This is a genomic window from Blautia sp. HCP3S3_C4 (genome assembly GCF_052064095.1).
In the GTDB taxonomy this organism is placed as follows: Bacteria; Bacillota; Clostridia; order Lachnospirales; family Lachnospiraceae; genus Blautia_A.
In genome coordinates this window covers 78,366-102,564 of record NZ_JBQHWF010000013.1, presented here as the reverse complement: position 1 = coordinate 102,564, position 24,199 = coordinate 78,366, and the positions used below count along the sequence as shown (strand labels likewise).

General features: G+C 48.3%; 26 protein-coding genes, 2 pseudogenes and 1 riboswitch. Of the genes and pseudogenes, 7 read left to right on the top strand and 21 right to left on the bottom strand.

All coding sequences use genetic code 11. The features are described from left to right. Nucleotides 1-835: 835 nt before the first annotated feature. The 15 genes and pseudogenes from ACTNC6_RS12340 to ACTNC6_RS12270 form a co-directional block, all read right to left on the bottom strand. On the bottom strand, nt 836-1,102 hold the full coding sequence (locus ACTNC6_RS12340) for a VirB6/TrbL-like conjugal transfer protein, CD1112 family (protein ID WP_441044227.1): 267 nt from the start codon (nt 1,100-1,102) through the stop codon (nt 836-838). A 73-nt stretch (nt 1,103-1,175) separates the two neighbouring features. After that, nucleotides 1,176-1,391, bottom strand: coding sequence for a Maff2 family mobile element protein (locus ACTNC6_RS12335; protein WP_002604482.1), 216 nt, complete (start codon nt 1,389-1,391; stop codon nt 1,176-1,178). A gap of 67 nt (nt 1,392-1,458) precedes the next feature. After that, nucleotides 1,459-2,952: pseudogene (locus ACTNC6_RS12330) on the bottom strand (VirD4-like conjugal transfer protein, CD1115 family); the annotation flags it as partial. Nucleotides 2,953-3,029: 77 nt separating this feature from the next. Continuing rightward, nucleotides 3,030-4,931 (bottom strand): AAA family ATPase, encoded by a 1,902-nt coding sequence (locus ACTNC6_RS12325; protein ID WP_002592865.1) that lies wholly within the window; start codon nt 4,929-4,931, stop codon nt 3,030-3,032. Nucleotides 4,932-4,946: 15 nt separating this feature from the next. Further along, nucleotides 4,947-6,455, bottom strand: coding sequence for a MobQ family relaxase (gene mobQ / locus ACTNC6_RS12320; protein WP_038286028.1), 1,509 nt, complete (start codon nt 6,453-6,455; stop codon nt 4,947-4,949). A gap of 231 nt (nt 6,456-6,686) precedes the next feature. Continuing rightward, complete coding sequence (locus tag ACTNC6_RS12315) at nt 6,687-6,983, bottom strand: DUF3847 domain-containing protein (protein WP_002592867.1); 297 nt, start codon at nt 6,981-6,983, stop codon at nt 6,687-6,689. A 131-nt stretch (nt 6,984-7,114) separates the two neighbouring features. Beyond that, entirely contained in the window at nt 7,115-7,948 is an 834-nt protein-coding gene (locus tag ACTNC6_RS12310; protein ID WP_002584969.1) for a methyltransferase domain-containing protein, read from the bottom strand. A gap of 185 nt (nt 7,949-8,133) precedes the next feature. Further along, complete coding sequence (locus ACTNC6_RS12305; protein ID WP_002592868.1) at nt 8,134-8,430, bottom strand: hypothetical protein; 297 nt, start codon at nt 8,428-8,430, stop codon at nt 8,134-8,136. A gap of 134 nt (nt 8,431-8,564) precedes the next feature. Then, nucleotides 8,565-8,756: a transposon-encoded TnpW family protein gene (locus tag ACTNC6_RS12300; RefSeq protein ID WP_002592869.1), complete on the bottom strand. Its 192-nt coding sequence runs from the start codon at nt 8,754-8,756 to the stop codon at nt 8,565-8,567. Between the two features lie 78 nt (nt 8,757-8,834). Then, nucleotides 8,835-9,686 (bottom strand): DUF4368 domain-containing protein, encoded by an 852-nt coding sequence (locus ACTNC6_RS12295; RefSeq protein WP_441044226.1) that lies wholly within the window; start codon nt 9,684-9,686, stop codon nt 8,835-8,837. Next, nucleotides 9,671-11,039, bottom strand: a pseudogene (locus tag ACTNC6_RS12290) (recombinase family protein). Before ACTNC6_RS12290 ends, ACTNC6_RS12295 begins: the two are co-directional and overlap by 16 nt. Beyond that, a complete protein-coding gene (locus tag ACTNC6_RS12285) occupies nt 11,036-11,509 on the bottom strand; it encodes a PcfB family protein (protein ID WP_002604484.1) in 474 nt (157 codons plus the stop codon). Before ACTNC6_RS12285 ends, ACTNC6_RS12290 begins: the two are co-directional and overlap by 4 nt. 36 nt (nt 11,510-11,545) lie before the next feature. Next, nucleotides 11,546-12,490: a DUF6017 domain-containing protein gene (locus ACTNC6_RS12280; protein ID WP_002604485.1), complete on the bottom strand. Its 945-nt coding sequence runs from the start codon at nt 12,488-12,490 to the stop codon at nt 11,546-11,548. Between the two features lie 128 nt (nt 12,491-12,618). Beyond that, a complete protein-coding gene (locus tag ACTNC6_RS12275; protein ID WP_002604486.1) occupies nt 12,619-12,837 on the bottom strand; it encodes a hypothetical protein in 219 nt (72 codons plus the stop codon). Nucleotides 12,838-13,057: 220 nt separating this feature from the next. Beyond that, nucleotides 13,058-13,378 (bottom strand): helix-turn-helix domain-containing protein, encoded by a 321-nt coding sequence (locus tag ACTNC6_RS12270; protein WP_441044225.1) that lies wholly within the window; start codon nt 13,376-13,378, stop codon nt 13,058-13,060. Between the two features lie 164 nt (nt 13,379-13,542). Here ACTNC6_RS12270 and ACTNC6_RS12265 point away from each other — a divergent pair, with 164 nt between their 5' ends. Both ACTNC6_RS12265 and ACTNC6_RS12260 read left to right on the top strand, forming a co-directional pair. Beyond that, nucleotides 13,543-14,016 (top strand): hypothetical protein, encoded by a 474-nt coding sequence (locus tag ACTNC6_RS12265; protein WP_320865026.1) that lies wholly within the window; start codon nt 13,543-13,545, stop codon nt 14,014-14,016. A gap of 32 nt (nt 14,017-14,048) precedes the next feature. Further along, on the top strand, nt 14,049-14,570 hold the full coding sequence (locus ACTNC6_RS12260) for a DUF4367 domain-containing protein (protein ID WP_320865027.1): 522 nt from the start codon (nt 14,049-14,051) through the stop codon (nt 14,568-14,570). Between the two features lie 67 nt (nt 14,571-14,637). On the opposite strand, the gene ACTNC6_RS12255 is transcribed toward ACTNC6_RS12260, so the two are convergent. Further along, entirely contained in the window at nt 14,638-14,985 is a 348-nt protein-coding gene (locus tag ACTNC6_RS12255) for a winged helix-turn-helix transcriptional regulator (protein WP_320865028.1), read from the bottom strand. Between the two features lie 141 nt (nt 14,986-15,126). Here ACTNC6_RS12255 and ACTNC6_RS12250 point away from each other — a divergent pair, with 141 nt between their 5' ends. The 5 genes from ACTNC6_RS12250 (at nt 15,127) to ACTNC6_RS12230 (ending at nt 18,571) form a co-directional block, all read left to right on the top strand. Then, entirely contained in the window at nt 15,127-15,522 is a 396-nt protein-coding gene (locus ACTNC6_RS12250) for a pyridoxamine 5'-phosphate oxidase family protein (protein ID WP_320865029.1), read from the top strand. A 14-nt stretch (nt 15,523-15,536) separates the two neighbouring features. Then, nucleotides 15,537-15,651, top strand: a riboswitch (FMN riboswitch). A 77-nt stretch (nt 15,652-15,728) separates the two neighbouring features. Further along, nucleotides 15,729-16,328, top strand: a complete 600-nt coding sequence (locus tag ACTNC6_RS12245; protein WP_320865030.1) for an ECF transporter S component — start codon at nt 15,729-15,731, stop codon at nt 16,326-16,328. Nucleotides 16,329-16,343: 15 nt separating this feature from the next. Next, on the top strand, nt 16,344-16,967 hold the full coding sequence (locus tag ACTNC6_RS12240) for a 4Fe-4S binding protein (RefSeq protein ID WP_320865031.1): 624 nt from the start codon (nt 16,344-16,346) through the stop codon (nt 16,965-16,967). Between the two features lie 4 nt (nt 16,968-16,971). Then, nucleotides 16,972-17,751: a protein-ADP-ribose hydrolase gene (locus tag ACTNC6_RS12235; RefSeq protein WP_320865032.1), complete on the top strand. Its 780-nt coding sequence runs from the start codon at nt 16,972-16,974 to the stop codon at nt 17,749-17,751. Further along, entirely contained in the window at nt 17,696-18,571 is an 876-nt protein-coding gene (locus ACTNC6_RS12230; RefSeq protein WP_320865033.1) for a Sir2 silent information regulator family NAD-dependent deacetylase, read from the top strand. The genes ACTNC6_RS12235 and ACTNC6_RS12230 overlap by 56 nt, the downstream gene beginning before the upstream one ends. A gap of 71 nt (nt 18,572-18,642) precedes the next feature. On the opposite strand, the gene ACTNC6_RS12225 is transcribed toward ACTNC6_RS12230, so the two are convergent. The 5 genes from ACTNC6_RS12225 to ACTNC6_RS12205 all read right to left on the bottom strand — a co-directional run bounded on the left by ACTNC6_RS12225 (nt 18,643) and on the right by ACTNC6_RS12205 (nt 23,902). Beyond that, nucleotides 18,643-20,043 (bottom strand): relaxase/mobilization nuclease domain-containing protein, encoded by a 1,401-nt coding sequence (locus ACTNC6_RS12225; protein WP_441044224.1) that lies wholly within the window; start codon nt 20,041-20,043, stop codon nt 18,643-18,645. 54 nt (nt 20,044-20,097) lie between these two features. After that, the gene (locus ACTNC6_RS12220; protein ID WP_441044223.1) at nt 20,098-20,364 is read right to left on the bottom strand and encodes a hypothetical protein; all 267 of its coding nucleotides are present in this window, start codon (nt 20,362-20,364) and stop codon (nt 20,098-20,100) included. A gap of 14 nt (nt 20,365-20,378) precedes the next feature. After that, a complete protein-coding gene (locus ACTNC6_RS12215; protein ID WP_177968901.1) occupies nt 20,379-20,663 on the bottom strand; it encodes a hypothetical protein in 285 nt (94 codons plus the stop codon). Between the two features lie 221 nt (nt 20,664-20,884). Beyond that, a complete protein-coding gene (locus ACTNC6_RS12210) occupies nt 20,885-22,318 on the bottom strand; it encodes an IS5 family transposase (RefSeq protein ID WP_441044222.1) in 1,434 nt (477 codons plus the stop codon). Nucleotides 22,319-22,441: 123 nt separating this feature from the next. After that, nucleotides 22,442-23,902, bottom strand: coding sequence for an Lsa family ABC-F type ribosomal protection protein (locus ACTNC6_RS12205; protein WP_441044221.1), 1,461 nt, complete (start codon nt 23,900-23,902; stop codon nt 22,442-22,444). Nucleotides 23,903-24,199 lie beyond the last annotated feature (297 nt).

Below are 24,199 nucleotides of genomic sequence, written 5' to 3'. Positions count from 1 at the left end.
CAAAAAAAGCCCACCATCATGTGGAAAGGTACTTCTACTTTTTATTGCTTATTAGCGTACACAAATTAACACACGTAAGCCTCCTTCCAATCTCAAACTGTCGCACAGTATAACACACATCCGATAGACTTGTCAACCATTTTTAACCTTGTTTTCCATCTTGTTTTTCCATCTCTTACGGGCAGTAGCAAAGCCAGGCGAGCCAGTCAACGGTCAAGATGAACGGCGCTTTCAGCGCCGCCGTTGACAGTCTCGCCCGTCTTTGCTAATGGGTAATCAAGGCGGGAAAGCCATTTTAGGGCTTTCCCGCCCATTTCAATTTTGGGAGAAGAAAGGCCCCAAAATGAACGAGTGCGGCCAAACACTTTTAGGGATTGGCCACCTTGTCCACCCATCCAGCGGGGCGGCGGGGAACGGTCAAGGCCGGGCGTCAGCCCATTCATTTCAGCCTTGACGGTTTCCTGCCGTCCTGCTACTTTTCCCGGAGTGTGGCCACACATCTGGTCACGGTGTCCAGAGCTTTGGGACTTTTTGTCCCATAGGCCGGGGGCGGAGGACGAGGGACGGGGGCTTTCATAATACGCCCTGTCTGCTGCTGAAATCAGCCCTTTGTTTCCGGCTTACCAGCCCCAAACAAAGCCCTGCTTTCCTGCCGCGTCAAATGCCCTTGCCCTCCCCGGCGGCAACGGTATTTTCAGGGCAACGCCGACAGAGCGTATAACACACTACACTTTGCTCCGCAAAGTCGTGTGCCAAATGGGGCGCTGCCCCCTTTGGAAACCCCCGCAACAAACAGGTGCTATGCACCCAGCCGGGAGCATAGCGCCGTTTGTTGTCAGCAGCCCGTTTCACGGTCTGCGTGTAGTTCCTTGTAAACTGACCTAAAGGTAATGATAACGCCCGCAATCGGCACAATGACGTTTTCCGATAGGCTGCGTATCATATTGAATATGCCCGCGTTCCACCCGGCGGGGGTTGTGCCGACTTGCGTTGCGATTTCTCCAACCTCTGTATTTACGCTGTCGAACAGCCCGGAGAGATTAGAGAGTATTCCGTCTGTCAAAATGCCGCGAAACCAATCTTCAATCATCTGCCATATCAAAAGCTAATCCCTCCTTTCCCGCGCCCTCCCGCGTGAAGCGGGAGAGCGCGGCGGGTAGTGTTAGTTTGTGGCATTATCCAAACAGGCCGGAGAGCAGCGGGACAAGGGTAAGGCCGATAAGGGCAACGCCGCCGCCCGCCATCAACTGTTTCATGCCCTGCGACTTCGCGCCGGGGTTATCGTTGCCGTACCCCTCCATGAGGTTAATGCCGCCCCAAATGCCAAGTCCTGCGCCAAGCGCGATTACCAAAGTCTGCAATACGTCAACTGCGCTGTTGAAAAAATCCATATAAACCTCGCTTTCTGCCGCTAAAACGGCTCAAAAAATGTTGTTGGAAATAAAAATGCCGCCGTTTTTATTCGGCGGCTGCGTCCTCGTCGGACAAATCTATTTCGTATATGTCAAAGGGTTCGTCGGGCTTTACGATTGCCGGACGGGTGGACATATACCGTTCAACGTCAAAAGCGTTTTTCTTGTCGAAGTCGGAAAGGTATTTGTAGTTCGGGTGCTGCGTTATATCGTACTTATCGCTGAAAAAGGGGCGCACGCCGCGCAACTGCAAAATACATTTTCCTCCGTCCATAACTGCGATTTCGTCCTGTGTCATCAACTCCTTTCCCAATTTCTGATAATTGAGGCCATGAGAAACCTGCGTGCCGCGATTTTCGGAAGTGTTGAAACTGTCGATTGTTTCACGTCCCAAGTTCTCCGAAATATCCTTTGCATTTTTCCCGCGCCCTCCCAAAAACAAGGTGCTGTCGGCATTGTCAAGTATGATTTCTGCCGCGTCCTTGTAAATGGCTTTTAGCTGGCTCTGCGATTGCAGAATGATAGAAGCCGAGATTTCCCGGCTGCGGATTGTGGCAATCAATTTTTCAAACTGCGGGATTTGTCCAATGTTTGCAAACTCGTCTAACAGGCAGCGAACATGAACCGGCAGCTTGCCGCCGTATTCGTCGTCGGCCTTGTCGCACAAGAGATTAAATAACTGCGATTGCAGCATAGCGATAACAAAATTAAACGTGCTGTCCGTATCGCTCATAATCAAAAACAAAGCTGTTTTTCTGTCGCCTAACGTGTCAAGTTCTAATTCGTCGTAGGACATAAGATCGCGCAATTCCTTTATATCAAAAGGAGCGAGCCTCGCACCGCAAGAAATGAGGATTGATTTTGCGGTTTTGCCCGCCGCCAATTTATATTTTCGGTACTGCTTCACCGCGAAATGGTCGGGGTCGCGTTCTTCCAAGTCGGCAAACAGCAAATCGACGGGGCTTTGATATTCCTCGTCGTCCTCGCGGGCTTCGCTGGCGTTGATAAGTTCCAACAGGGTAATAAAGTTCATTTCCTCGGCGGGGGCTTCGTACCAGATGTAGCCCACCAACGCGCAATACAAAAGCCGTTCTGCCTTTACCCAAAAATCCTCCGCGCTTTTTTCTCCCTCACCTTTGGTATTCGCTATCAACGTATTTACCAGCTTCAAAATATCTTTCTCGCTGCGGATATACACAAAGGGGTTGTAGTGCATAGATTTTTTGAAGTTAATCGTATTCAGTACCTTAATGCGGTAGCCCGCCCGTTGCAGCAGCTTCCCGCACTCAATCAAAACCGTACCTTTCGGGTCGGTTAAGACGTAAGAGGAATGAAGCTGCATTAGATTAGGTTTGACAAAAAATCTTGTTTTTCCGCTGCCGCTGCCGCCGATCACGACGACGTTCTTATTTCTCGCGTACTTCGGCTGCTTCGGGCGGCTGTTCATGGTAAGCCGTTCCGTCTGCGTCAAAATGATGTTGTTTTGGAAATCCGGGTCTATGTAGGGCTTTATATCTTCGGCGTTTCCCCATGAAGCGTTTTGTCAAGTGCTTTTTTGAGTTATTGACGCAAATTCTTGTGAAAGTGCAAAGTGCAAAGGGTCTGCGTTTTGCACTTTCAGCTTGCGGGTTCGGGCGGCTGCTTCTTCTTGATGAAGTTATACCATTGACCGCCGACACGCCTTGCGCCCAAAATGCTGCCCATGTTGCGCTTGGCGTTCTGTACCGTCCTCTCGGATATTCCGGCTTCGGCTGCGGCCTTTACAATGTCCTCGCTGGCAAGCTCTTTCCCGTCTGCAAGCAGGTCAAGTATCAGCTTCTCGGCTTGTTCGGTCTTGGTGGCGGTGTTCCCGCCCGCGCCGGATAGCAGCTCGTCGGCGGTTATGTCGTATTCGCCTATCCATGAAAAGCCTGTTTCCGGGTCAAGGCAAAAGGCAACGGGCTTGCCCTCCGGCGCCAGGGAAGATTTGTCATGGACGATAACACGCACATTCGGCTCCCGCTTCACGCGCCCGATCAGCAGGACGCTCCTTGCTGCGGCGCGGAAGTCGATAGAACCTAAGCCCCGGTATGCGCTCTGCCCTCCGGCAGCTTTGTTCAAGTGTCCGATAAGGATAACGGCGCACCCGGTACGCTCGGCAACATCGGCAAGACGGCGGAACATGGGGCGCACTTCGTTTGCCCGGTTCATGTCGGTCTTTTCGCCCATGTACGCCTGTATTGGGTCAAGGATAATCAACCGCGCCCCGTTCTGCGTGATTGCCTTTTCTATGCGCTCGTCGGAGAGGGTAAGCTCCCGCTTGGCTTCATCAATCACAAGCACGCGGTCAAGGTCGGCTTCGGCTTCTATCAAGCGGGGCTTGACGGTATCGCCCAGCCCGTCCTCGGCGGTCTGGTAAATCACTTGGAATGGCGGCAGGGGCTTCATTCCCGGCAGCGTTCCCCCGGTGGTGCAGGCAGCGGCAAGGCGTAGGGCAAAGGTGGTCTTGCCCTCGCCGGGGTTGCCTTGCACAATGGTTACTTTCCCGAAAGGGATATACGGCTCCCATAGCCATTCAACGGTCTGCGTGTCAACCTCGCTCATGCGGATAATCTCGACGGTTTCTTCCTGCGGCGGCTCTTTCAGGCCGTAAACTGCTTCCTGGATATACTTCCCGTCTGTGATTTCTGCCCGGTGCTGCAATACCTCGTTCCAGTCCTTAAACAGCGGCACAAGGCGGTGGACGGTCAAGCCCTCCGGCACAAGCTCCGCAAGGCGGCTACAAGCGTCGTTTCCGGCTTGGTCGCTGTCAAGGCAGAGGTAAACGGTCTTGATGTTCGGACGGTCAGAAAGGAAACGCAATAGGGCTTTTTCTCCCACGCCGCCCAATGACAAATAGCTCTGCTTCTGCCATTCCTTTTTGAACAGGCAGAGGAAAGAGAGCAGGTCAACGGGGGCTTCAAAGGCAAAAAGCCTGTCGCCCTCGCCCCGGTAACAGAAATTAAAGGCTTTGTCGCTGCCTTTCACATCGAGCCGGAAGTTTCCCGCCGTTCCCTTGCTGTGGGCGTAGCGCGGTATTCCGTCCTCGTCCCGCCCCACAAATACGGCGTTGTGGTGGGCTGCGTCCTCGTAAATATCGCCGCGGGCAAAGAAAAAGCCCGTCACATCTTCATCAATGCGGCGGGCTGCTGTGAGGTAGTTCCTCGCTGTTCGGTTGTCGCTGTTTGGGGGTGGTAGCCGGAAGTCGGAAAGGGACGCGGGGCAAGGTCTGTCCGGCGGCGGTGCGGCTCCCTTTTCTCCTGTGAGAAGTTCCACGGCTTCGGTGAAGCTCTTGCCGAAAAACTCTATAACAAAATCAACGGGGCCGCCGCCCTTGCTCTGGCTGTGCCTGTACCATTTGTTTCCCCGGACGGTCAAGCTGTCGTGCCGTTTCCAGCGGTATTCATTCCCGGCGCGGGTAAGCTGCTCGCCCTGTGATTGCAGGAAAGAAACAAGGTCGGCTTGATTCGCCCGGTCTATCTGTTCTTGGGTGTAGTACAAAAATCTCAACTCCATTCATCGTTCTAAGTCGTGCCGCTTGGCGCGGGTCTGCTCCGGCTGGTCGGCTTTCAGTGCAATATCAACGCACTTGCGGATATTGTGCAGCTCGGCAACCTCGGCGCGGGTTTCTTTCAGCTTGGTATATTCCGCTGTTCTCTGCCCGCTGAGAGTGGCGTACTCTTTTTCCCATTCAGAGATAGGCAAGGTCTTTGTCCCTTTCGGCAGATTTGCATGGAGATAGCGGCTCGCTGCGTTCCATAGCGTAAGCTCGGCGCGGTGGGCTTCCTCGTACTTGTCACGCTTGCTCGTCCAGCCATTTTTCAGCTTTTTCAGCTCGTCGTGAATGGGCTTGTACTCGGTGTAGTTCTTCCCGTATTCAATCAATTTCTGCAATTCTTTCATGCGCTTCTCGGCGGTTTTCATGCCCTCCCGGATAGCGTCGGCTTGGTCGCTGACAGAGGAAAGGGCAGCGTCCAGCTCCGCAAGGGTAGAAATACCATGCTCGGAAAGATAGTTGACCGCCTTTGCAACGGTTTTCAGTTCATCGGCGGCGTGCTGCCTTTGCCAACTCTGCGAATACTTCCGGCTCTTTTCTCTCTGAACGCTTAAATACTTCATCAGCAGATTTGCAAGGCCGGGGGATTGCGGGGGCTGCTCCGGGGCGGTTTCCCGCGCCTTGAACAGTTCGCCAATCCATTCTTTGAGCTTTCCAATCTGCGCCCTGATTTCCCGGATAAGGCGGTTTGCCTTTCGGATATTCCGGTTCAGCTCGCCTTTCTCGGTGGCTATGCCTTTCTTCTCCATTTGACAGGCCGCTACGCCCATGTGGACGGTGGGCAGCTCGTCAATGCCGCGCTCGGCGTTGCTGCGGTAGTCGATACGCTCCGGGTGTCCGGCGCGTTCAAGGTAGGCGTTTGAAATATCCGCCCATGCCTTGCGCCATAAAAGCGCGTTGCCCTTGTCGTTCCAGCCTGTGAGGTCAACTTTGTGTGTCTTGTATCTGCCGCTTGGTAAGCGTATGCGCTCGCCGTTCTCGTCAAGGTCATATTCCTTTTTGGACTTCGCCGCCCATGCGCCGCGCTCGTCAAGGGGGCGCATGGTAAGCATGATATGACAATGGGGGTTGCCGCTGTCGGTGTCGTGAATGGCAAAATCAACGCACATTCCTCTTGAAACAAATTGAGAGGAACAGTATTCACGGACAAGCCGGATCTGTTCCTCTCTGGATAATTCTATGGGGAGTGCTGCGTCAATCTCTCTGGCAAGCTGGGCGTTCCCGGCTTTCTCGTAAAGCTCCACGCTGTTCCACAAGGTTGAACGGTCAGAGAAAGAGGGCGGGGCATGGGGCGGCAGTAGGATTTCCGTATGGACAACGCCGCGCTTGCGGGTGTAGTCATGGGTCATTCCGTCCCACTCGTTTGTGATTTTCTCGCCGCTTCGATAGGCGGCTGCGGCAACGGCTGACTTGCCTTTTCCTCGGCTCACAATGCCGATGTTACAATGGTAAATGGCTATGGGTATCACCTCCCGGATAGGATAACCAAACCCGCAAAAATGGTACAGACGCCAACGGCGGGTGTACTGTTTTTGTGGGTGTGCAGGGATAGCCGCGTAAGCGGCGCAAGGGGTGCAGCCCCTTGTTGCGGCAAAGCCGCCATATCGGAGCGCGGGGAAAGTTCCCTGTGCGGAGATACGCCCTCGGCAGAGCGCACACGCCCGCAAGGGTGTATAAGTGCGCCCTTTGTTCCAAAGGGATTATTCGCTTTTCCCGCCCTCGGTGCGTTTTTTCAGATAAGCCCGCGCTTCCTCGCTCGTCAGGGCAAGCCGGAGAAAGGCGGCGGCTTCCTCATCGGTCATGGTCTTGGCTTCCGGCACAATGCTCTCAAAGACTGCGCCTCGGACGACCAGCCGGTGGCTGCGCGTCCGGCGTTCCTCTTGGGATAACTTTTGCCGCAACACCTTTTCCCGATTTTCAAGCTGCCGGATTTTCTTCTTCCCGTCCTCAATCTCGGCTTGCAATTCCTCGCGTTTTTTTTCTCTCGGTTTCGTCATGGGTGGTCACTCCTTTCTACCTGTCGGCATAGAAAAAGGACAGTCGATTTCCTCGGCTGTCCTTTTGATTAGGGTGTTTGGTTTACTCCGTTCTGCTCAATAAATGGGAATATTAAATATCAATACGCCCTTTAATACATTCCTATTAAAACATCAGCTTCGATTGTCAAATGTGTGAGAGTACGCCAATCAACGCAATCTTTTTCAACGCAAAAGAGAAGCGGCGTCATTTCAATAAACGACATTCTTTGTTCTGATGACAACTGTACGGTGGCTGAAACCGTTTCTCTTGAAATGGTTTTAAGATATTTCTCAAAATATTCAACGACAGACTCATTTGAATAATCTGGATTTTTCAAGTGTGCTTGCACTTTAGTCCTGATTTCCCTCAAATGATTTTTCGTAGGAATTACTTTCACAACATATCCGTTAGGAGATAGCAATCGCTGAAATTCTTTGTAGTGTGCAGGCGAAAATATGTCTAAAATACAATCCATACTTCCGTCTTTCAAAGGGATTTTTGATAAGTCAGTAACAAACCACTTCACTGCTTTGCGCTTGTCTTTTTTTGATGCAATCTGTATTGCCTCCCTTGACAAGTCAAAGGCAAAGATGTTTCGTTCTGTTCTTTGCTGTATCTGCCTTGCATAGAAACCCTCGCCGCAACCAACATCTAAAATGTTTCTTATAGATGGCGTATCAGAAATAAACTGTATGATTTTCTCCAACACAACATCATACATGCCATACTCCAAAATTTGGTGCCGGTTGTCAAAAGACCGCTTGCTGTAGTTGGTTTTGGGCGATGATTTTAACAACAAATTTACATACCCATATCTTGAAATATCAAAGCAATGTCCATGTCTACAAATTAGGCTATTGCCTTGTATATCCATTGATTTTGTGCAAATTGGGCATTGAAAATAAACCTTGCTGTCTGCAAAGCGTGATAAATTATTATTCATTTGTTTTTCCTCCGTAATTACATCTCTGCTTCAATAAGCGAGTTATGCCATACGGATAACCGCAACATAACTCGCGGTTTTATCTTAATCTCATAAATGTAACCATTGTGTTGTCCTCCAATCAATTCCGCAGTATTACTCTGCTTTTAGAAAAAGTATAGCACAAAACTATGAACATTTCAACTCTATTTCAGCCTGTCGGCGACGTTGCTCTCTCTGGCATACCGCCGCGCCGCTTCCCGCCGTTCCTCGCTGTATGGGGCGGTCAGACGGAAAGAGAAGCGGCCTTTCTCAATGTCAAACTCCATGCAGCCCGTTTCCGGGTCTGCGTCAGTCTGCTGGCAGATCGCCGGATAACGGCGGCTGTATGCAAGCAGACGCTTTTTCAAGGCGGTGTTGTGGGTGCGGATATGGATAAGGGGGTCTTTCTCGTCAAACCAAATATCGGTGGTCTTTTCCTGCTTGGTAAGCCCTGTTCTCATGCAAACTCCTTTCTGTGCCCCTGTTACGCAATAGGGGCATTTTTCGGGTGTTTTCTCCGGCTCTTGACTTGGAGAAAACGGCGTTTTTGACGATAAAAACCGCCCGGACGTGGAATGTATCGTCGGGGCGGCTGTTATCGCAAGATTTCCGATTTTTCCGGCTCTTGACCGTCAGACGCAGATAAACACGAACTGTCGGCAAGTATCGTCTTGAGCAGCTTGTCGCGGAATGTTTCTGTGCTGCTGTGATTGAAAAATAACTCCGCAACAATAGTCTGCCCGTTTCTCTGCGTCGTGATGATACTGTCGGGGGTCTGTTCTGCCATAGGCAGCTCCTTTCTCCGGGCACAAAAGAGGGACTTCCCGTAGCCGGAAAATCCCTCTTGGTTGTCGGTTATTCTGTTTTACTGTGCGGGCTGTGCGGCGGCGGTCTGCGCCTTTCTCCTTGCCCGGTATTCCCGCGCCTTGATACGCTCATACTCCCGCTGCTTTTCAAGGTTTCGCGCCCGGTACTCCCTTGAATACTTCCGGTGGTAGGCGCGGCTCTTTTCCTTTTTGGCTTCTTCGATTTCTTCCCGCATTTGCCGGATTTCCTGCTCTGTCGGCTCTGCAAGCTGCGTTACTTCGTTCTCAAATCTGCCGATATAGTTGAAATATATGCTGATGTGCTGGATTGCGTATCTCGCCCTTTTCTGGTCGCGCTCATGCACTTCAATCCTGCTGATAAACTCGTTGAGAATGGCGGGGGTGAGGTCAGTAAAGGCGGCATGGCGTTCCGTCAGCTTCAAAAACTTCTGCGCCCGTCCTCCCGCGTTCTCATAAGCGGATAGCTGCTCTTGGAGTATGGAAAGCTCCGTTTTCAATGCGTAGTATTCTTCTGAATACTTCTGCGACATTTGCTCGTAGCGGTCTTGCGGGATAGTGCCGAGGGCGTTGTCCTCATAGAGCTTGTTCAGCACCTTGTCGATCTGTTCAAGGCGCGTCGTGATTTGTGGGATACGCTTCTGCTGCTTTTTGGTCTGGTCGGTCTGCTGCATGGCAAGGTTCTTTTTCACTAAGGCTTCAAACTCCGCCCGGTTGCTGATAGAATAGTCCTCGATTTTCTTCAGCACTTCCGCGACGGTCTGCATGAGCAAGTCCGCGTCAATGATGTGCGGGGAATGGCATTTGGGGTTTTTGGCTTTTCCCTTGTGGTACTCGCTGCAATAGGCAACGTGCCGCTTGCCGCCGTTTCTGTAATCTATGCGGATGTGCATTTTGCGCCGCAATCCTTACAGAAAAGCAAGCCCGACAAAGGGTGGATTTCCCCGTCCCCGTTGGGGCGTCTGACGGGCGCGTTTTCCAAAATCCGCTGTGCGGTTTCAAAGTCGGCGCGGTCAATAATCGGCTCATGCACATTTTCGGTTATCTGCCATTGGCTCCGGTCTACATAGTGGTTCCGCTTGTCCCGGAAATGCTTTGTAGTCTTGAAGTTGACTACATCGCCGCAATACTCCTGCCGTGTAAGGATATGGGTCAAAGTGGCTTTGTTCCACTTGTAACGGTTATCCTCATTGAGCGCCCTGTTTTTGCACGTTCCCCGCCCGCGCTCTTTCATGTAGAATGTGGGCGTTGGGATTTGCGCCTGCGTCAGATATACGGCGATTTGGTTGCGGTTTTTCCCGTCCAGAAACAGGCGAAAAATCAAACGGACAACTCCGGCGGCTTCCTCGTCGATTATCCAAAAATCCTTGTTGTCCGGGGATTTGACATAGCCATAGAGAGCTTCGGTGGCAATCGGCTTTCCACTCATGCCCTTCGTCTTAATGCCGGTCTTTACTTTCTTGCTGATGTCCTTTGCGTACCACTCCGACATGATGTTGATAAAGGGCGCAAACTCCAATGTGTCGGGCTTCTCGCTGTCTATCCCGTTGTTGACCGCGATAAAGCGCACATTGTTCCGTCTGAATATCTCCATAGCGTTGCCGACTTGGAGATAGTCGCGCCCCCAGCGGGTCATGTCTTTCATAATACACACGCCGATTTTACCGTTTTCTACGTCCTCTATCATGCGGGAGTAGGCGGAGCGGTCGAAAAATCTGCCGCTTTCATCGTCGTCAATGTAGTGCCGGATATTCGTCAATTTTAGCTGTCTGGCGTAGCTTTCCAAAAACTTCTTCTGGTTCTGTATGGAGTTGCTTTCGCCGCCGTCCCTGTCCTCGTCGCCTACGGAAAGGCGGGAGTAAAGGGCTGTGATTTTGTTGTAATCATTCATGTGCATATCCTCCTGTGCGTCCATGTAGAGTTCTTTACACTTAAGATTATGCACTCCATCGGGCAGAGCCGTACTCCGCGCCCTTGCGGTATTTCTTCGCGTTTTTCCCTTTGACATAGACTATCAAGCGGATAATCACCGCACCGACAATGCCGACAAGCAAATCCAACGGGTAAACGCTCGGCAAGGCGTTTTCAAAGGCTGCGGAAAATCCTTGTGTGATATTCAGTATCTTTGCAGAAATATCCGCGCCGGGGGCAAGCCGCACCGCCTGTCCGACTTTATCAAAGAGATAGACAAAGAACACATAGGGGATATTCGGAAGTATCAGCTTTTTGTAGTTGATCTGCTTCATATCTCGCGCCCCCTGTCCATTTTCTTTACCTTGTCGCGGGCGGCGTTAAGCTGCTTCGCCTTGTCCTTTGCAGCGGCAAGGGCTTTGCGGATAGAGGGCTTTTTCTCCCGGTTCAGCTTCTTTGCGGAAAACTCTTGAAACGCTGCGGTCATAACGTCCGCGTCCCGGCCTTTGAAAAACACAAGGTAACGGGTCTGCTCGCCCTTAACCTTTTTTAGCGAAAAATCTATGTTGTATTTCTTCGCCGTACTCTCAAAGGCTTTAATATTGCTGTCGGTGATCTCGATGTTGGAAACACCCGCGTTCTGCTTCATAAGCTGCCGCATGGTCTGTTTCCCATGCGCGGGTTTGCTTTTCTGCTCCAAAAACTTTTGGATTGCTTTCTGTAACGCCTGTTCGGTAAGCCGCGCCGCGCCTTTTCCCACTTTGACGTATAGGGCAATCGTTTTTTGGGTTACTTCCTCCTGCAAGGTATCAACTCCTTTCCCGGTAAAGTGCGGCTATGCTCATTCGCCGCCGTATAAGTCGTGATTGACAAGGGCGGTATAGTAGCTGTCAATGGTACTCGGCGCGTTGAACAGCACCGCTTTTAGATACTGCTTGATGTTGCGCACTTTGGTTGTGTTCTCCCTCATGCAATCCAAAACAAACTCAATATGGCTGCTGTTCAGCTTCAAAAACTTGGATTTCACCAATTCGGCGGGGTAGTCGTCCCCGGCAATACGGATTGTCTTTCGGGCTGTGCAGACGGTTTCCAGCATAAGGTCAACAATCTCGTCCAAACGGTCTTTGTCAATTTTGCAGTTTTGAATGAGATGGTCGTATTCGATATTGTCCTTGATAATCTCCCTGTAAATCTCTACTGCGCTATTGCTTTTCGCTTCCGTTCTTTTCCTTTCCGGCGGCGTAGCCGCTTCGCCATGCGCAAAGGGCAAGGGGTTTAGGGAATGGAAAGGAATGGAATCGGTACTTGATAAATCAGTAATTGATTGTTCTTTACTTAATATATCTTTATTTAATTGCGTTGGATTTTCCAACGTAGGTTTTTCCTGCGTAGGTTTTTCCAACGTTGGATTATCCAATGTTGGATTTTCCAATGTAGGTAAATCCAATATAGGCGGCTGTCCGCCGCTGGTAGCTGCTTCCGGCTCTCGCGGCTGCGGCTGCTCGTATATGACGTAATCTGCGCCCCGCAAGCGTCCCTTTTCGTCGCGCTCCCGGCTGCGCACGATATATCCGGCTTTTTCGAGTTCCTTTACCGCTTCGCGGATTGCGTCGATCTTCTCCCGGTTGATATGGGATAAGCCCGCAAGGGTATAATCCCAATCTTCGGGCAGCGAAAGCATTTGCGACAACAAGCCCTTTGCCTTTAAGGACAATTCCTTGTTTCGCAAGTGGTGGTTGCTCATAACGGTATATCCCGTATTTCGCTCCACTCTGAAAACTGCCATATTTCCTCACTTCCTCTCTTGGTATGCGTGGACAATTAGAAAGCCGTTTTCGGCTGTTTTGGTATTGCAATATGCCCTTTGCCGTTTTCGCGTCTGCAAAGCCGCATGGCACAAGGGCTTTTGCCCGTCTATTTGTCCATGCTGGCGTGCGTTTTCCGCGTCCTTTTGCCGGGGCAATAGGGACACTCTTTGAAAACGCAAAACTCATATTTCCACCCGGGGCGGTAGAAACGGCAAGTGCCGCAATCTTCATCATCTCCGGCACAACCGGATTGATAGCGGTCAAATCCCGGCTTCTGCTGCATGAGCAATTCAAACGCCCGCTGCTTGCCCTTTGTGAAATACATTCCGGCTGCACCTCCTTTCCTGCGGGCATAAAAAAACGGCGTTACTTTCTCCCCCAAAGGGGTTAAGGTAACGCCGTTTGTGTGCGTATTCAGTTTTTAACACATTCCCTGTCTATCCGCTGTCCGCAAAACCATTGATTTTATTAGCTTTTTGCCGCTATCGCTATCACACCTCATTATTTGGCATCCAGGTTATAATCTTAATTCCATTTGATTATTCTTACTTCTCAATCCAGCCAATAAAGGTACTGACCTTTTCGAGATCCTCCTCATTCATGGTTCTCAGCTTCTCGCATAATTCACGATACGGGGTTTTTGCATCGTCCAGTGGAGCGAAAAATTCTGCCGGTGTCATATCAAAATACGAGATGATATTGAACAGTTCCCTGAGAGACGGCAAGGCCGCTCCGCTGGTTATACCACGAATGTATGAGCCACTCTTGTCCAAATCCAAACTCATCTTGTGTTCGGAAATATTCTTTGCTATTCTCAGTTCAGTAATTCTGATACGAATAAATTCATCATACTGCGTGTTGGCCACTTCTGTCCCTCCTTCCTCAATTATTGTAGTATGAATTGGAAGGCAGTGTTGGTAGCAAGAAAATGAATTTTCGCTTTATCCTTTCTTGTATTGGTGATATAATTACCAATATCGGGTTTTGATTGGCGATACCAGTATGAAGTATCTCCAAAGGAGAGATTTTTATGAATTTATTCGCTGTCAGTTTCTTTGGACACAGAGAAGTTGATGATCCGTTTGTGATTGAACGACAATTAGAAGCAATCATCCGTGAGCTGCTTCTTGCCAAAGAATATGCCGAGTTCCTTGTAGGGCGAGACGGAGAATTTGACCAGCTTGTTTCATCAACGATCCGCAGATGCAAGCGAACGATCCGGGATGACAACAGTTCTCTCGTTCTTGTACTGCCATATATGACGGCAGAATACCGGAACAATGAACAGTCATTTCATGAGTATTATGATGAAATCGAAATCTGTGTCGAATCCGCAGAAAAACACTTCAAGTCCGCCCATCAAGTCAGAAATCGGTCCCTGGTTGACCGTTCGGATTTGGTTATTTTCTGTGTCGAACACGATTCTGGCGGAGCTTATCAGACCATGCGATATGCAAAAAAGGCAGGGGCAAAGATTATGAATCTGCCAGATGTACCTCGTTGACTTTCGCATTATTTTTCTCGGAAAGGAAGAACATGAATAAAAAGAAACGAATAGCCATTTTATTTGCTGTCATTATTGTTGTGGCAGTTGGAATTATTATTGCTGTGACTTCACATCAGAAAAAGGAAATGGACTTCGATAAATTTGCTGACCGTTTTGAAAAGAGCGCAGAAGAAGTTCTTGGAGAAGATGTAAAGAAGGTCTCCAAAACAGAACTCGCAGCCACACTTACCTACGGAGATCAAAACGACAAGGATAATAACATTTACTACCGTATCCTTAAAACCACCTTTTACGAGGGAGACCCGGCAGAAATCACCGGATTACATACGGAAGCCCTGGGAGCGCTTTTCCCGGTTGACAGTATGGACAGCTGTGAGGAAATGATGATTCAGGACTGGCCCGGCGCTCTATATAAGAAGGGCGACACGGCATTTCTGTGCTGGACGTATTCTCCAGAAGTTACTTATGTTCTGGAATACACTCCAAGCAAAATTGATGATTCAGAAATTATCAAAATGGCCAAAAGTGCCGAACTTGTAGATGAAGAATAAATGTTAAAGAGCCACGACTGTCACTCACATCTAATGGAGCAATAGCGGTGGCTCTTTCTTAACCATACTATCTATATTGTGCTTTGTAGTTTTCCCCCCAAGACCACATGGCATCCAGAATGGGTTTTAGACTGTACCCTAATTCGGTTAATGTATACTCCACACGAGGCGGCACTTCTGCATAAACTTTTCGGTTTACCAGTCCGCTTGCCTCCATATCTCGAAGCTGAGCAGTCAGAACCTTTTGAGATACATGACCGATTGATTTTTTTAATTCACCAAAGCGTTTGGTACCAGGCATCAGATCACGCAGGATTAAAACTTTCCATTTATCCCCGATCAGCGTTAAAGTTGTTTCCACCGGGCAAGCCGGCAAATCTTTTTCCAAAGAAACGGTCGTTTTCTGCTCATCCATTGTATTACCTCCAATAGTTTCCTTTTAGTAACTACGGCACAATATTGTGCTTACTTTACGAATTATCCTTACAGCGCTATTATAATATCAGCGAAAGAAAAAAGCAATCTTTCCAAAGAAAGCATTCAGGAGGTAATCACCATGAACAAAGTCGTTGAATTTTTACAGGCAAACCCTGTCCAGTATCTTGCTACCGTTGGTCGTGATGGCAAGGCCAAATGCCGTCCTTTCATGTTCTGCTTTGAGCAGGACGGAAAGCTGTGGTTCTGCACCAACAACACCAAGGACGTTTACAAGGATATGCAGGAAAATCCCTATGTGGAGGTTTCTGTATCCAGTCCCAGCTATGAATGGATTCGTCTGAGTGGCAAGGCAGTGTTTGAAAACAACATGGCTGTGAAGGAAGGCTGCATGAACAACCCGATTGTCAAAGGTCAGTACCAGACTGCCGATAACCCTATCTTCGAGGTGTTCTATCTGGAAGATCCCCACGGCGTGATTGCCGACTTCTCCGGCAATCCTCCTTACGAGTTCTAAGAAGAACCGAAAACAATAATCTTCGGGGCAAGGTGAAATTCCTGACCGGCAGTAAAAGCCTGCGAGCAGAAACGCTGATGCGGTGACATTCCGTAGCCGACGGTATAGTCCGGATGAAAGAAGATGTGATAAGGCTTACCCCGCAGATGATAAATCCATCTGCGGGGTTTTGTCTTAAATCCAAATCATATCTCTCAAGGAGAATTATGCGTAACGTTACCAATGCCAAAATTTCTGTTCGCACCATTACCATGACTGCACTCTTGTCTGCGATTGCCTATATTCTTGCATTCGTAGAGTTCCCGATTCCTCTGTCGCCAGCTTTTGCCCGAATGGATTTCTCTGATTTTCCAGCTTTGATCGGAGCCTTTGCTTTTGGGCCAATAGTTGGTACACTGATTGAGCTTGTAAAGAATACATTGCAGCTTCTTTCCACCTCCACAGGAGGAATCGGAGAATTTGCAAACTTTCTCATGGGCGCATCTTTTGTTTTTACTGCCGGATTGATTTATCAATATCATAAAAGGAAAAAAGGTGCATGGATTGCCGGGATTGTCGGCAGTATTGTGATGGGAATCGTAGCCGCTGCTGCAAACTATTTTATTCTTCTTCCATTATTTGAACAGTTTATGCCTCTGGAACAGTTGATTGCTACTTTTAGAGAATTTATTCCATTTATCCATACCAAACTGGATGTGGTTCTTTATAATGCGTTCCCTTTCAATTTTCTGAAAGGGCTTGTAATCAGTTCTGTTACGATGTTAGTCTATAAAAGGCTGCGCCCAGTGTTAAAAGGTGCGGTCTGAAAGGAGGGGTCCGAAATGGAAAGCAATAAATATTTGTCCTATCTCGTTGAAGAAATACACACCACCGTAGTCGCAACAGTAGATGATTCGGGTTTGCCGGTTACAGCTGCGATTGATATGATGGATGCTGATGAAAACGGTGTTTATTTTCTGACCGCAAAGGGGAAGGGTTTCTATGACAGGCTGAAAAAGCGTGGGGCTTTGGCTTTGACCGGCATGAAGGGCGAAGACACCATGCACTGCGCTGCGCTTTCTATTCGGGGAAAGGTGCGGGAATTAGGCAGTGAGTTTCTTCCCAGACTGTTTGAAAAAAATCCCTATATGAATGAAATATATCCGGATGCAGCGTCCAGAAATGCGTTGACCGTTTTTGTCATTTACGAAGGAAGCGGGGAATGGTTTGACCTGTCCAAAAAGCCGATTGAGCGTGCCAGCTTTACTTTTGGCAGCGCAGAGGAAGTGCGGGAAGGTTATTTTATCACAGATGCCTGTATCGGTTGCAAGCTCTGCTATTCCAAATGTCCTCAAAGGTGCATTGATATTTCCGAAAAGCCTGCGGTCATTCATCAGGAAAATTGCCTGCATTGCGGTAACTGCTATGAGATCTGTCCAGCCAGAGCTATTGTGAAACGGGGATAATGTCATGAATCAAGACGATAGAAGAAGATTTTTAATTGAAGAACTGTTACGAGAACGTCCTTCCTGCCGCCGTCAGGAGATACCGGAAGAACCAGACTTCCAGAAGATGCTGTTGCGTGGGCTAATGAATGTCCGGCAGCCGAGCGTTGTCAGCCGTCACTTCCTGGAAGTACAGGACGCCTATCTGCAGGAAGAAGTAAAGAGAAAAGGAATTACCCGGCTGTCCGATCTGTCACCGATACAGGATAGCATCTACCTTTGGCGTGGAGATATTACCTTGCTGGAATGCGGAGCAATCGTCAATGCGGCCAACAGCGGTATGACTGGCTGTTACCAACCCTGCCACAACTGTATTGACAACTGTATCCATACCTATGCCGGGCTTCAACTTCGCCTGAAATGTGCTGAGATCATGGAACAGCAGGGCTATGAAGAACCCACCGGACAGGCCAAAATCACGCCTGCTTATAACCTTCCCTGCAATTATGTCATTCACACGGTAGGTCCCATCGTGCGGGGAGAATTGACACGGCAGCACTGTGAACTTTTGAATTCCTGCTATCGTTCCTGTCTGGAACTGGCGGACAAAAACGGCGTGGGTAGTATTGCGTTCTGCTGTATCTCCACCGGTGTTTTTATGTTCCCAAATGACAAGGCAGCGGAGATTGCTGTGCGAACTGTGCGGGAATATAAGAAGAAAACCGGAAGCAGGATCGAGGTGATATTTAATGTTTTCAAAGAACAGGATGAACGAATTTACAGAGAACTGCTCCAGACAGATTGACCGTCTGAAGCAGGTGCTGGGAACAGCGGATGCTGTCCTGATTGGTGCCGGTGCGGGGTTATCTGCCTCCGCAGGACTTACTTATAGCGGAGAGCGTTTTGAACGCTATTTTTCGGATTTTCATCAGAGATATGGAATCACTGATATGTACTCCGGCGGTTTTTATCCTTATGACACGCTGGAAGAATATTGGGCATGGTGGAGCCGTCATATTTTTTACAACCGCTATGCGGATGCACCTGTACCAGTATATCAGGTGCTTCTGTCACTGGTGAAAAACAAAGATTATTTTGTGCTGACCACAAATGTGGATCATCAGTTTCAGAAAGCCGGCTTTGACAAACAGCGATTGTTTTATACACAGGGAGACTATGGCTTGTGGCAATGCTCAAAGGCTTGTCATAATAAAACGTATGACAATGAATCTTCTGTCCGTCGGATGGTAGAACAGCAGCAGGATATGAAAATCCCGTCAGAATTGATTCCCCATTGTCCGGTATGCGGAGCGCCAATGATAATGAATCTCAGATGCGATGATACTTTCGTACAGGATGAGGGATGGTATGCCGCCGCAGAACGATATTCTGACTTTGTAAAGCAGCATAGGAGCGGAAAAATCTTGTATCTGGAGTTAGGTGTTGGGAATAATACGCCAGCCATTATTAAATATCCCTTCTGGCGTATGACTCTGCAAAATCCGAACGCAATTTATGCGAGCATCAATCTCGAAAATATGATGATTCCTCAAATTGAAAATCAGTCCATTTTAATAAACATGGATATTGCTTCCGCTGTGAAAAGGCTGTCCCAAAAGGAATGAATATTGTCAAAAATAGCAAAAAGACGCCACGATCTACACTCCAATCGGAGCATAGACCGTGGCATTTTGATTTACCGGAGAGGTTTCTTTTCCTCTTTTTCCTGTTCTTTTTTCTTGTCGATATTCAGAATCGTTTCAACCGTCTGCTTGGCGATCAGATATTCCTGCATTTCTTTCTTCACCTGACGGTACTCCGCATAGGCTTGTTTTTTCTCAATCAGGAGCCGGTTAAACTCCTCATGCAGAACCTGACGGGAAGGAACCTTTTTTCCATCCAGCTGGTCAAAGGCTTGCTTCGCCGCTTTATGCAGCATCAGCTCATCACGATGTTCTTCAAAAAACGTTTTGCTGTACCCGGACTTGCGATACGCTTCGTAGGTCTTTCTGGTCTTGGAGTAATTGTTGATGTGGGTCTGCAATGCTCCAATCTCAACCATTCGTTTCTCAGCCACCTTAATGGAATCGGAAAGTTCAGAGAATCGAGTGGTCAGCTTGTCTGTGAGAGCGACCAAGTCCTCATAGCTGTCCACACCTTTTTCTTTCAGAAGGCAGACTGTCCTGGCAGCTTCTTTACGGTTGTATTTCTTTGCCCACTTCTCATAGCCAACAGATTTTCCTTCCGCCATCTTGGACTGAATATCAATGAGAAGGTGGAACTGCTTCTGTTCAGGAGCCTCCCGGAAACCACCCTTAGACTTGTGCAGGCTTTTCCCGGAGATAACGGCACGGAGTTCTTCTTCACTGTATCCCTCGCCAAGAGAACGCAGACGAATAAACCGCTTCTGTTCCTTTCCCCGAAACGCTGGCTGCTTTCCATCCTTATACTCGAATCCCATATCAGCAAGAGCCTGAACGAAATTCTCAAAACTCTTGGGCTTCTCTTTGAGTACCGAGTCGATAGCTTCACAAAGCTCGTCACGCTGGGTTCGCTTTTTTGGGAAAACCGTCCGTTTCTGACGCTCCCGGTAGGGCTTCGGCGTGATAATGGAAAGTCCATGCTCCGCACAAACACGGTCACTCAGTTTCTGTACTGCCAGCCCGGAAAGGAAGAAGTTATTGAACTTCCGGGAGCAATCAACGGAAGTAGAATTATAAATGATATGATTGTGTATATGGGCTTTGTCAATGTGGGTTGCCACAATAAAAGCGTGTTTACCCTTCGTCCAGCGCATCGCCGTCTCATAGCCAACCTGATTTGCTTCTTCCGGTGTTATTTCTTCGGGCTTAAAAGATTGGCGAATCTGATAAGCGATGATATTGTTCTTCTGCTGTCTGCCCGTGATGTGCTGATATTGCCGTTTGGAAAGCAGAAATTCCTCATCAGCAGTCTTGGGATCACATTCATAGGAACTGATAAATTCGCCGTTGTTGGTCTTTGCTGCGTTTTGGGAGTAGTCGGTACGATCAGCCAGACACTGAGCAACCGATTTGCCTTTGTTTACATGGAGTGCAATCAGCCTTGTAGCTGCCATTCATTCACCGTCCTTTCCGAAAGAAAAAGCCACCCGTAGGTGACTTCCTCAAAATTATCTAAGCATCTTTTCCCGATCTTCCGCACCACGCAGATATGCCAGTTTTACCAGATGCAGCTGAAGGGTATACAGGCTGTTTATGGTGTGTTCGCATTGTTCCCAAAGGGCTGTATTCGATTTTCCCACGATACCAGCCAAAGTATGAACAGCTTCATCTGCCACACTTTGCAGTTCTGCATACCGTTCATCATTTCCGGCAATCTCTCCGATGGCATCATTAAAAGTAACATCAAAGTAATGCTCCATAAATCCTCTGTCCATCCGTTTCTCCCATCTTAATAACAAATAAATTCCTTGATATGATTTCCCAAAGTTTCAAGTTTTACAACCGCCCATACCAACAGAAAGATTATAAGGATTGCCGCTAATCCCATACCGGCAAGGATAGCCAGGGAAGTCCACAGTGCCTTTACGATGCAGTAGATGGAGCAGCCTGCAATCACCAGGAGCAACAGAGCGATCACATAAGAGGAAATGTTGGTGATCAGATTTCCGAGGATACAAGCAACAGTTACAATGAACAACAACGGCAGTGCCAATACTTTCAATACTATCTTCATAGGAACAACCCCTTTCTTTTGACCATATTGTACATTGAGAAGTGACGAACTGCAATGATGTCACCACCTATGTAACAGCCAAAAAGCGTTGAGCATAAAAAAGGGCGCACTGGCTATTTGTGAACCAATGCGTCCCGTTCAATCTGTTTTCAGTTCGACAAACTGAAATTTGAGTCTCTGTAAAACTGGAATTAACCCATACAATTATTTTAATTTAATGGCTACTGAACAATAGCCCATTTTTCGGCGGGCACGAAAATAGCCAGCAGATATGTAAGCAGCTTCAAAAAGACGCACTGAATCTTGCGGAGATTCAGCACCAAAACGGACATAGCAATCACATGGGCAGCGGTTTCCCGCAGTTTTGCGGTCACCAGCCCCATGCCGCATTTGCGCTTCGCCAAGCTAAATCTGCGCTCCACTTCTACACGCTCACACTCATCCCGGTAATCCTGCGCCTTATCTCTGGTTTCGCCCTTCTTTGGGCGACCCAGTGCCGGACCGGATAGCCGGATTCCGTGTTCCTTGCAATAACTGAGATTCTCACGGTTTCGGTAGATCTTGTCCGCCAGAATGCGGCTGGGATAATGCCCTTCCCGCTCCCGGAACCGTTCCGTCATCTCCTGCAGATTCCCGGCTTCATTGTAAGCATCAAAGGAACAGCATTCCAACCGTGTCCACCCATCCACAACACTGATGTCCAACTTCGCACCAAACTCCACTGGCTTTCCCACTTTTCCCCGTACAATGGGACGAACGAAGGGCTGACTTATACTGACAATTCGGTCAGACACGCTGTGGGTGCGGTTATCGTACATGTACTTCTGCTGTTCATAGATGGTGCGGATCGTATCCAGACGTTCCATCTGTCGCGTGGTCAGAGATTTCCCAAGGGTCAGTTTGCCATCTATGGCATCGAGGTCACGTCGGAGATAAGTCAGCTGTTTTCCAATTGCTTTGCGGGTCATCTTGACGGTATGCTTGCGGCATCTTGTGTATTTCAGGTAATCCTTCCGGGCACGCTGGCGGTAAGTCCGGGGCTTCTTCCCATCTGCGGGATCATGGAGAACATCCAGAATCTTCTCGGCATTCTCTCTGGCCTCATTGAGCAGAGAAACGTCCTGGGGGTAACGGATATTGGACGGTGCACAGGTGGCGTCCACGATCATTGTGCCGCTGTTTCCGCCAGCTCCTGGGTGGTCATCAGAGTCATCATTGTCGTCCTCGGATTCTGCATCTTTTGCCTGACGCTCCTTTGCGTCCCGCACGATCATCTCATTGATCTCACCCAGAACTTCCGGCGTCAACCGCTTGCGGAAATACACCATCAGGGATGGATCAAAGGGCAGCTTTTCGTCATCATAGCCGGGATACCCACAGAAGTACTGAAGATACGGGTTCTCCTGGATCTGAAGTGCAGTCTCCTCGTCGGAGTAGCCATACTCCGCCTGAATGATGCAGGCGCCCAGGGCCAGCCGCAGTGGTTTGGCTACATTACCTTTGCGGTTGGTAAACAGAGCGGCGTACCGCTTCTCAATCTCCAGCCAGGGGATCGTCTGGGCTTTCTTTACCCAACGGTTGCTTTCCTTTAGATTCATGCCCACTGGCTGTTTGAAATCCGCCAAGCTGATCTGACCATTGCTGTAACGATACATAGCTGTCCTCCAAGTGCAAGGCTTTTGCCTGATTCTTGCGTTTTTCGATACTCTTATTATATCACGAATCAGCCTCAACAGCTTGCACTGCAAGGATTTTTCAATTATTCAGCAGACATTAATTTAGATATTCACAATATTACTTGCCACAGTATCTCGAAAAACATTATCATGTTCTACCAGGAGCATGGTCGGGGCAAACTCCGTTATGAGCTGTTCAATCTGCATACGTGAGTACACATCAATAAAGTTGAGCGGTTCATCCCATACATACAAGTGTGCCTTTTCACAAAGGCTTTTCGCAATTAGGACTTTCTTCTTTTGCCCGCCAGAAAAGTCTTTAATATCCTTTTCAAACTGTACACGCTCAAAGTCCATTTTCCTAAGAAGTGCCTTGAACAGACTTTCATCAAGGTTGTTTTCTTCTGCAAACTCGGAAAGGGTTCCACATAAATACGATGTATCCTGTGGCACATAAGAAATTACAAGCCCAGAGCCAAGTGTTACTGTACCCGTATAATCTATGGACTGCCCGACTACCAACTTTAATAGGCTACTTTTGCCACTGCCGTTCTTCCCGTCAAGCACAATGCGTTCTCCCTGTCTTATTTCAAACGAAACGGGTTCACAAACTGAAATGCCATCATAACAAACTACTACATTCGATAATGATGCAATCAAATCTGTATGGTAATTAAGCGGTTGTATCTTGAGTGCTTCTGCGGTTTCCATATTTTTCAGCAATGCTGATTTTTGTTCGATTGTCTGTTGTTGTCTCGCTTCTATAGATTTTGAACGCTTCATCATTTTGGCGGCTTTATGACCGACATAACCTTTATCTGCTGCCCCAATTTTGGAAGCTTCTACACGTTCAGACCATACTGCAGAGCGTTTTGCCGACTGCTGTAATCGTCTGATGTCCTTTTGCAAACGTTCGTTCTGAGCCAGTTCAAATTCTTGCTGTCGCTCAAAATTTGACATCCATGATGAAAAGTTTCCTCTTTGCACTTCGATATTCGCTCGGTTAATCGATAGAATATGGTCAACACAATCGTCAAGAAAGCGACGATCGTGAGAAACTAAGATGAATCCCTTTTTCTTTTTCAGATATGTCGCCACACTTTTTCTCGCTTTGGCATCCAAATGGTTGGTAGGTTCATCAATCAGTAGGAAATGCCCTTCATTAAGAAAAAGAGCGGCAAGCAAAACCTTTGTCTGCTCTCCGTTGGAAAGTGTTTCAAAAGGTCGCCAAAGCACATCGACATCAACATCAAGATAAGAAAGTTCTCGCATAAGTTCCCATTCTTCCGCAAGTGGGCAAACCTCCTGCAATATATCCTCTGTAATACGATTCTTATCTGAAACGGGATAAGGAAAATAATCAAACTGTACGGATGATAGGATTTTTCCGCTATACTCATATTTCCCAAGCAGAAGATTCAGAAAGGTTGTTTTACCTCGTCCGTTTCTGCCCACAAAACCAAGCTTCCAATCGGTATCAACCTGGAAACTGACATTTTCAAAAACATTATCATAACTTGTCGGATATGAAAACGTAAGGTTTTCAATTTTAATCATTGACATAAATATTATCCTCCTTTGCGTGTCATACGATACAAAGTCGGTTCGGTGAATGTTTACTCCGTATAGATTTCACCAAAAGGAACCGACACTATACGGAGTGAATCATGTGTAACTATCTGTTCTGCACTATTCATAAAGCACCTCCAAAACAAAATAAGAGCCGCAAGAAAGTTTATCCTTGCAGCTCGTCATAGCATAATAACACCACTAAGCAAAAGTGGCAACAGCACTATATTGAGTAAGATAGACATATAACTTTCTTGCAATAGACACAATAATGCCAAAGTATAGCACTAC

What these genes read in the sequence shown, in the direction of transcription:
- ACTNC6_RS12245 (WP_320865030.1), top strand. Translation starts at nt 15,729, where the DNA reads ATGCGTAACGTTACCAATGCCAAAATTTCTGTTCGCACCATTACCATG.
- ACTNC6_RS12250 (WP_320865029.1), top strand. Translation starts at nt 15,127, where the DNA reads ATGAACAAAGTCGTTGAATTTTTACAGGCAAACCCTGTCCAGTATCTT.
- ACTNC6_RS12220 (WP_441044223.1), bottom strand. Translation starts at nt 20,364, where the DNA reads ATGGACAGAGGATTTATGGAGCATTACTTTGATGTTACTTTTAATGAT.
- ACTNC6_RS12315 (WP_002592867.1), bottom strand. Translation starts at nt 6,983, where the DNA reads ATGACGAAACCGAGAGAAAAAAAACGCGAGGAATTGCAAGCCGAGATT.
- ACTNC6_RS12295 (WP_441044226.1), bottom strand. Translation starts at nt 9,686, where the DNA reads ATGCACATCCGCATAGATTACAGAAACGGCGGCAAGCGGCACGTTGCC.
- ACTNC6_RS12240 (WP_320865031.1), top strand. Translation starts at nt 16,344, where the DNA reads ATGGAAAGCAATAAATATTTGTCCTATCTCGTTGAAGAAATACACACC.
- ACTNC6_RS12225 (WP_441044224.1), bottom strand. Translation starts at nt 20,043, where the DNA reads ATGGCAGCTACAAGGCTGATTGCACTCCATGTAAACAAAGGCAAATCG.
- ACTNC6_RS12265 (WP_320865026.1), top strand. Translation starts at nt 13,543, where the DNA reads ATGAATTTATTCGCTGTCAGTTTCTTTGGACACAGAGAAGTTGATGAT.
- ACTNC6_RS12310 (WP_002584969.1), bottom strand. Translation starts at nt 7,948, where the DNA reads ATGAATAATAATTTATCACGCTTTGCAGACAGCAAGGTTTATTTTCAA.
- ACTNC6_RS12210 (WP_441044222.1), bottom strand. Translation starts at nt 22,318, where the DNA reads ATGTATCGTTACAGCAATGGTCAGATCAGCTTGGCGGATTTCAAACAG.
- ACTNC6_RS12300 (WP_002592869.1), bottom strand. Translation starts at nt 8,756, where the DNA reads ATGGCAGAACAGACCCCCGACAGTATCATCACGACGCAGAGAAACGGG.
- ACTNC6_RS12235 (WP_320865032.1), top strand. Translation starts at nt 16,972, where the DNA reads ATGAATCAAGACGATAGAAGAAGATTTTTAATTGAAGAACTGTTACGA.
- ACTNC6_RS12255 (WP_320865028.1), bottom strand. Translation starts at nt 14,985, where the DNA reads ATGGATGAGCAGAAAACGACCGTTTCTTTGGAAAAAGATTTGCCGGCT.
- ACTNC6_RS12280 (WP_002604485.1), bottom strand. Translation starts at nt 12,490, where the DNA reads ATGGCAGTTTTCAGAGTGGAGCGAAATACGGGATATACCGTTATGAGC.
- ACTNC6_RS12260 (WP_320865027.1), top strand. Translation starts at nt 14,049, where the DNA reads ATGAATAAAAAGAAACGAATAGCCATTTTATTTGCTGTCATTATTGTT.
- ACTNC6_RS12275 (WP_002604486.1), bottom strand. Translation starts at nt 12,837, where the DNA reads ATGTATTTCACAAAGGGCAAGCAGCGGGCGTTTGAATTGCTCATGCAG.
- ACTNC6_RS12205 (WP_441044221.1), bottom strand. Translation starts at nt 23,902, where the DNA reads ATGTCAATGATTAAAATTGAAAACCTTACGTTTTCATATCCGACAAGT.
- ACTNC6_RS12305 (WP_002592868.1), bottom strand. Translation starts at nt 8,430, where the DNA reads ATGAGAACAGGGCTTACCAAGCAGGAAAAGACCACCGATATTTGGTTT.
- ACTNC6_RS12215 (WP_177968901.1), bottom strand. Translation starts at nt 20,663, where the DNA reads ATGAAGATAGTATTGAAAGTATTGGCACTGCCGTTGTTGTTCATTGTA.
- ACTNC6_RS12230 (WP_320865033.1), top strand. Translation starts at nt 17,696, where the DNA reads ATGTTTTCAAAGAACAGGATGAACGAATTTACAGAGAACTGCTCCAGA.
- ACTNC6_RS12335 (WP_002604482.1), bottom strand. Translation starts at nt 1,391, where the DNA reads ATGGATTTTTTCAACAGCGCAGTTGACGTATTGCAGACTTTGGTAATC.